Below are 4,851 nucleotides of genomic sequence, written 5' to 3'. Positions count from 1 at the left end.
CAAACCTTTTTTGATAGTATGCATATTGCTTATCAGAAAAATATTGATAGCATTAAACAGGATGCTGATTTTGGTTTTGACTTTGTTAATTCTTCTGTCAGTTAATTCATGCCTGTCAGATCAAGTCTAAACTATTACACCGAATAGGTACTGGGACAGAGGCTACTTGAATAATATTTTACCATGTCATTCCAGCACTTGATGCTGGAATCCAGAAGTTTTTTGAGCACAAAAGTCATGCTAAGTTTTTGTTGTTAAGAAAGGCTGGATAGCTACTTGCATGACACCATTTGTTACTGTGTTTTTGTCTATCTTATTTTGCTACCCTACTGAACGAATACACAAAATCTAACTTTTTTCTATACAACCAGCCAGGTCAAGAAAGGTGAATCTATCTCTTGTTGCAAATGTAAGATTGACTACCTTGCAATATTGCTCTTTGTTCCAATTAAGATGCTCCGGTAAGTACGGAATTGATAGATCTTCAAATACTTTCTGCAGGTGTTTTGCAGATAGTAAATTTTGCTTAATTAAACTAGAAATATTACTCCATTCTTTGCAAATAATCTCTTGAATTTTTTGCTGCATCATTTGCTTCTGCTTTAGAATTTTTATAAATTCGGTATTACCAAAGCACTGAGTTATATGTTTTACATCTAAAGTGATCGGTTTGGTAATCGGGTTTCGTATTGACAATATCTCCTCTTGCAAGTTAGCCATGGTAATCGTTGTCACAGCAATTTTTTCCCCATGTAACGAGGAGGAATAATCCTGTGTTACCATCTCAATTGCATGAGCTATCATATGTTCTCCTTGACTTGCAGAGTAACTGCCTTTTGACATCACCATTCCGAGTCCTGAAATCAATAAGGCTTCCATAAGTAATAAAACTACTCTTTTATCTTTTTTAGCAAGTGCCAAGTGTTCTCTGAGCAAAATTTCCTCCAGATTGCGAACAAGTTTAAAGGGGAGTTCATTATATTCTGTGCCAAGTAATAGATGAGATAATAGCCAATCGGCTTGTACTGTTGAACGGCAGATGAAATCTGCAAATCCACTTAATGTGAGGCGTGGTGGTGCGTTGGCAATTATATCGGTATCAATGTATATTGCCTTTGGAAGATGTGCTCCGAACGATTTTTTATATCCATCAACTAATATTGAAGCGTTTGCAGAGCTATATCCATTCATGGAAGCAGCTGTTGGAAAGGATATGTAGTCTTTGCCTTCTAAATAGCTTGCGTACTTACAGATATCATTAACAGTGCCACTGCCAAATGCAACCATTAAGTCACTATCTTTTGCTTTATTTCTAACTAGGTTTACAGCTTGGAGAGAAGCAGCTCTGTTCAGTCTATTTGGTGTCATCCAAGTAGCGTGACACTGTGATCCATCATAGTCACGCGCTGGAATGACAGGTGTGGCTGGAATAATTAAATGAGAAACTTTATTAAGTATGTTTTTGTTTAAAAGTTTTGCTGTATTTTTATCTGCAATCAGAAAAATGTCATTTCCGTATTGTCTACATATTTCATAGATATTATCAGCAAGTACTGTTACTTCCCTAATAAAAACTTGTTCTGTGTGCTGTAATATTTGTTTTAAATATCGCATAGAATGTTTACAATACGGTAATGTTAGTATTTCAAGATTGATATGAAGATTGACCCTGTAGAACTAACTAAGAAATTAATTTCTTTTAAAAGTATAACACCAAAAGACGATGGGGCAATAGAGCATATAGCAGCCATTCTCAAGAAAAGTGGTTTTGAATGTGAGATTTTAGAGTTTGGTGATAAAGTTAAAAATCTTTATGCGAAATATATAAATGGAGTACCAAACTTGTGTTTTGCTGGACATGTTGATGTTGTACCACCAGGTGAGTTAAAAGATTGGATATCTGATCCATTTAAGCCAGAAGTTAGAGATGGAATGCTATATGGAAGAGGAGCAGCTGATATGAAAGGCGGAGTAGCTGCATTTATTGCTGCTATCGTAGATTCAGTTGCAGGTAAGTTTCGATTCAGCGGTTCAATCAGTGCATTGATTACCAGCGCTGAAGAAAGCACGGAAGAACATGGAACAAAGGCCGTTTTGGAATGGATGAAAAGCAAGCAAAAAAAGATAGATTTTTGTATAGTTGGAGAACCAACGAGTAGTGAGAAATTAGGTGATACCATAAAAATAGGTAGAAGAGGTTCTGCAACATTTAAATTGATTTGCCATGGTAAACAAGGGCACGTTGCCTACCCAGATCTAGCAGATAATCCAATATATAAAATGGTATCGATACTAAGTAAGATAAAAGATACCACTTTTGATACTGGTAATAAATACTTTCAGCCTTCACATTGCGAAATTACTACTATCGACGTTGGAAATAATACTAATAATCTAATACCTAGTTCAATAGCAGCAGGTTTTAATGTTCGATATAACAATACACAAACACCAGACGTTTTATATAAGATGATTGATGCAATATGCACCAATGTGACTAACGATTATAAACTGTCTATGCAGAGCAGCAGAAACGTTTTTCTCTCTATTCCTGATAGAAATACTGATATTATGCTTGATGCGATAAATAAAATTACCGGCATTGATGCTGTGCTGAGTACAAATGGTGGCACATCTGATGCTGCGTTTATTAAGGATATTTGTCCAGTAATTGAATTTGGTATGATCAACAAAACCGCACATCAGGTAAATGAATGCGTATCAATAGACGATATACATAAATTAACAGCTATATATAAGGAGTTTATAAAAAATTATTTTTACCCCACTAATAAAATATTAAACCAGATCAATGTAATTGGTAATACGCCTGATGGTCCATTATTAGCTTGAGGTGCAGTTGCATAGAGAAGAAAACTTACTAGACACATTTTACCAGTCCCTTATTATAATATTAAGGGTATTTTTGACTCAAAACTTGTCTTTGATCTGTGCGAGCTCAATAACAAAAATTCAGTAGAAAGCTTATTGGCGAAAATTATCTGTTCAGCAGAGTGACAAAATAAGATAGACAAAAAGGGTATAAGAACAAATAGTGTCATGCAACACTGGTTTTTGTACACAAAACGTTGTAAAGCGCTTTTGTCAACCTGGATCCCAGCTCGGATAACAAGAAAAGAAGCACTGGTTTCACATAGATCTGAATAGATTAATTTCTTAAACATTTATAGCTCACATAAAACCCGGTCTGACTGTCATAAAGGCTACTCATTGCAGCAGACAACTTTCGCACTACTTCAAATTCTAATTTTCAACTTAAAGAGGTACATAATGTCAAATAACTTTAATTTCAAAGAATTTTTTCACCATCACGAAGCAAATAGCACTTTAGATGATATACAAAGGTACTGCATACTGTGGCAATCAGTGATATCACAGGCAATGATTGATGCAGCAAGTAACTGTAAAAAAACAGAAAGCTTGGTAGAGAAACGTAAAGCAATTTCCTGACTATCAGACTTCAGTCAAGATTTTGTTGAAACATGTATACTGGCTGATTGAGATCCGTTATACGTAAAAAACAAAATACAGCCAATTCTAAAAAAGATAAAGCCCTTTTAATGAGGTTTACCCCTCTCACCAAGAAAAATATCATTTAATCTTTTTTCTATAGCTTCATCTATATCTTGGATTAATAGCTGCTTTATCATATTCACTTTCCGTTCTGCCTCTTGAAGATTATTGTTACCGTAACTGTTCTTATTACTATAACCATAACTACTGCCATTTGGTTTATTACTCATTTTTCTTCTTGTGCTGAGTATCTGAACTATCTTCTCCTTGAAAAAAGACTTCCAGCCTGTGCCAGAAAATAATTTGTAGAGAAAATGCGGAGTAAGAAACGCTACTAATATTCTAATAGAAACTCCATAACCCAAATCATCTCTATTTTCATAATACCATTTTAAATATTGATACAAATGGTAAAATGCATTTTTGAAAGAGCTAAACTCTACAGTATACCAAAAACCATTGGTGAGAAACATAAGCATAATGCTCGATGTATAAAGATACAGAGTGAAAAGAAATAGCTTGACAACTATATCTTTCAAGCTGCCCAGTATATAATTAAATAACCTTAATTTATAAAAAAGTGATATCATTTCACGCACACTTTAATAAAGCTGGGGTGGAAGGATTCGAACCTTCGCGTGACGGTATCAAAAACCGCTGCCTTACCACTTGGCTACACCCCAATATTGTTTATATCAATAACATTATTAACCCAATTAGTAAAAGATTTATTCGCTTTTCCTATGGGTATTATCACAACGGCTGGTTGATCATAAGAATGCATTGCCTCGATTTTTTCTACAATCTTATCAGCCTGATCATTCCTACTCTTCATAATTGTCACCACTTCACAATTACTATTAATTTTACCTTCCCATAAATACAGAGAATTTACTTCAGGAAATATATTTACACACACAATTAACTTCTCGTTTAACAATTCTTCAGAAATAGCCTTAGCCTCTTTCAAGTTTGAAAAAGTTATATAGACTAAAACTAAATTGCTCATTAACCGCTACATAAATGCATTTTTACTATACTCTACTTAGATTTATTCATCAAGAGAAAATAGGAGAGACCTCTTCAGTGCTTGACACACAGAAATTGAAGATGTCATTTAGTAGCTCTCCCCTTGTCATCCCAGTAGTTCTCCTCTTGCCATCCCAGTAATTCTCCTCTTGTCATCCCAGTGCGTGACACTGGGATGGCTTTGTTGCATCGCTCAAGTGAAAAGAACTGGCAGTTACTGACAAAATTCATTATAAATAGCCATTTAACTGTTGAAGAAAAAATATGCCACAAAAAATGAGAGTCAGT

Annotated in this window: 6 protein-coding genes and 1 tRNA gene; 2 read left to right on the top strand and 5 right to left on the bottom strand. The window is 34.7% G+C overall.

Going from position 1 to position 4,851, the window contains the following annotated elements:
- Nucleotides 1–348: 348 nt before the first annotated feature.
- Nucleotides 349–1,614 (bottom strand): iron-containing alcohol dehydrogenase, encoded by a 1,266-nt coding sequence (locus JR053_RS04920; protein WP_010402832.1) that lies wholly within the window; start codon nucleotides 1,612–1,614, stop codon nucleotides 349–351.
- 42 nt (nucleotides 1,615–1,656) lie between these two features.
- On the opposite strand from JR053_RS04920, the gene dapE reads away from it, so the two are divergent.
- Both dapE and JR053_RS04910 read left to right on the top strand, forming a co-directional pair.
- Nucleotides 1,657–2,853 (top strand): succinyl-diaminopimelate desuccinylase, encoded by a 1,197-nt coding sequence (gene dapE / locus JR053_RS04915; protein WP_010402830.1) that lies wholly within the window; start codon nucleotides 1,657–1,659, stop codon nucleotides 2,851–2,853.
- 438 nt (nucleotides 2,854–3,291) lie between these two features.
- Nucleotides 3,292–3,471, top strand: a complete 180-nt coding sequence (locus JR053_RS04910) for a hypothetical protein (protein WP_010402288.1) — start codon at nucleotides 3,292–3,294, stop codon at nucleotides 3,469–3,471.
- Nucleotides 3,472–3,578: 107 nt separating this feature from the next.
- On the opposite strand, the gene JR053_RS04905 is transcribed toward JR053_RS04910, so the two are convergent.
- The 4 genes from JR053_RS04905 to JR053_RS04890 all read right to left on the bottom strand — a co-directional run.
- Nucleotides 3,579–4,007: a hypothetical protein gene (locus JR053_RS04905; RefSeq protein ID WP_236607905.1), complete on the bottom strand. Its 429-nt coding sequence runs from the start codon at nucleotides 4,005–4,007 to the stop codon at nucleotides 3,579–3,581.
- A 138-nt stretch (nucleotides 4,008–4,145) separates the two neighbouring features.
- A tRNA-Gln gene (locus JR053_RS04900) sits at nucleotides 4,146–4,217 on the bottom strand.
- Complete coding sequence (gene cutA / locus JR053_RS04895) at nucleotides 4,208–4,543, bottom strand: divalent-cation tolerance protein CutA (protein WP_010402294.1); 336 nt, start codon at nucleotides 4,541–4,543, stop codon at nucleotides 4,208–4,210. The genes JR053_RS04900 and cutA overlap by 10 nt, the downstream gene beginning before the upstream one ends.
- A 104-nt stretch (nucleotides 4,544–4,647) precedes the next feature.
- Nucleotides 4,648–4,851, bottom strand: a 204-nt coding sequence (locus tag JR053_RS04890) for a hypothetical protein (RefSeq protein ID WP_416603743.1), incomplete at its 5' end; no start/stop codon positions are given.

It is taken from the genome of Wolbachia endosymbiont of Nasonia vitripennis, from assembly GCF_048054115.1.
Lineage (GTDB): Bacteria > Pseudomonadota > Alphaproteobacteria > Rickettsiales > Anaplasmataceae > Wolbachia.
Note: the sequence above shows the minus strand (reverse complement) of the source record. Positions and strands in the feature narration are given on the sequence as shown.

Coding starts and splice junctions, on each gene's coding strand:
- JR053_RS04920 (WP_010402832.1), bottom strand. CDS start 1,614: ATGCGATATTTAAAACAAATATTACAGCACACAGAACAAGTTTTTATT.
- dapE (WP_010402830.1), top strand. CDS start 1,657: ATGAAGATTGACCCTGTAGAACTAACTAAGAAATTAATTTCTTTTAAA.
- JR053_RS04910 (WP_010402288.1), top strand. CDS start 3,292: ATGTCAAATAACTTTAATTTCAAAGAATTTTTTCACCATCACGAAGCA.
- JR053_RS04905 (WP_236607905.1), bottom strand. CDS start 4,007: ATGTTTCTCACCAATGGTTTTTGGTATACTGTAGAGTTTAGCTCTTTC.
- cutA (WP_010402294.1), bottom strand. CDS start 4,543: ATGAGCAATTTAGTTTTAGTCTATATAACTTTTTCAAACTTGAAAGAG.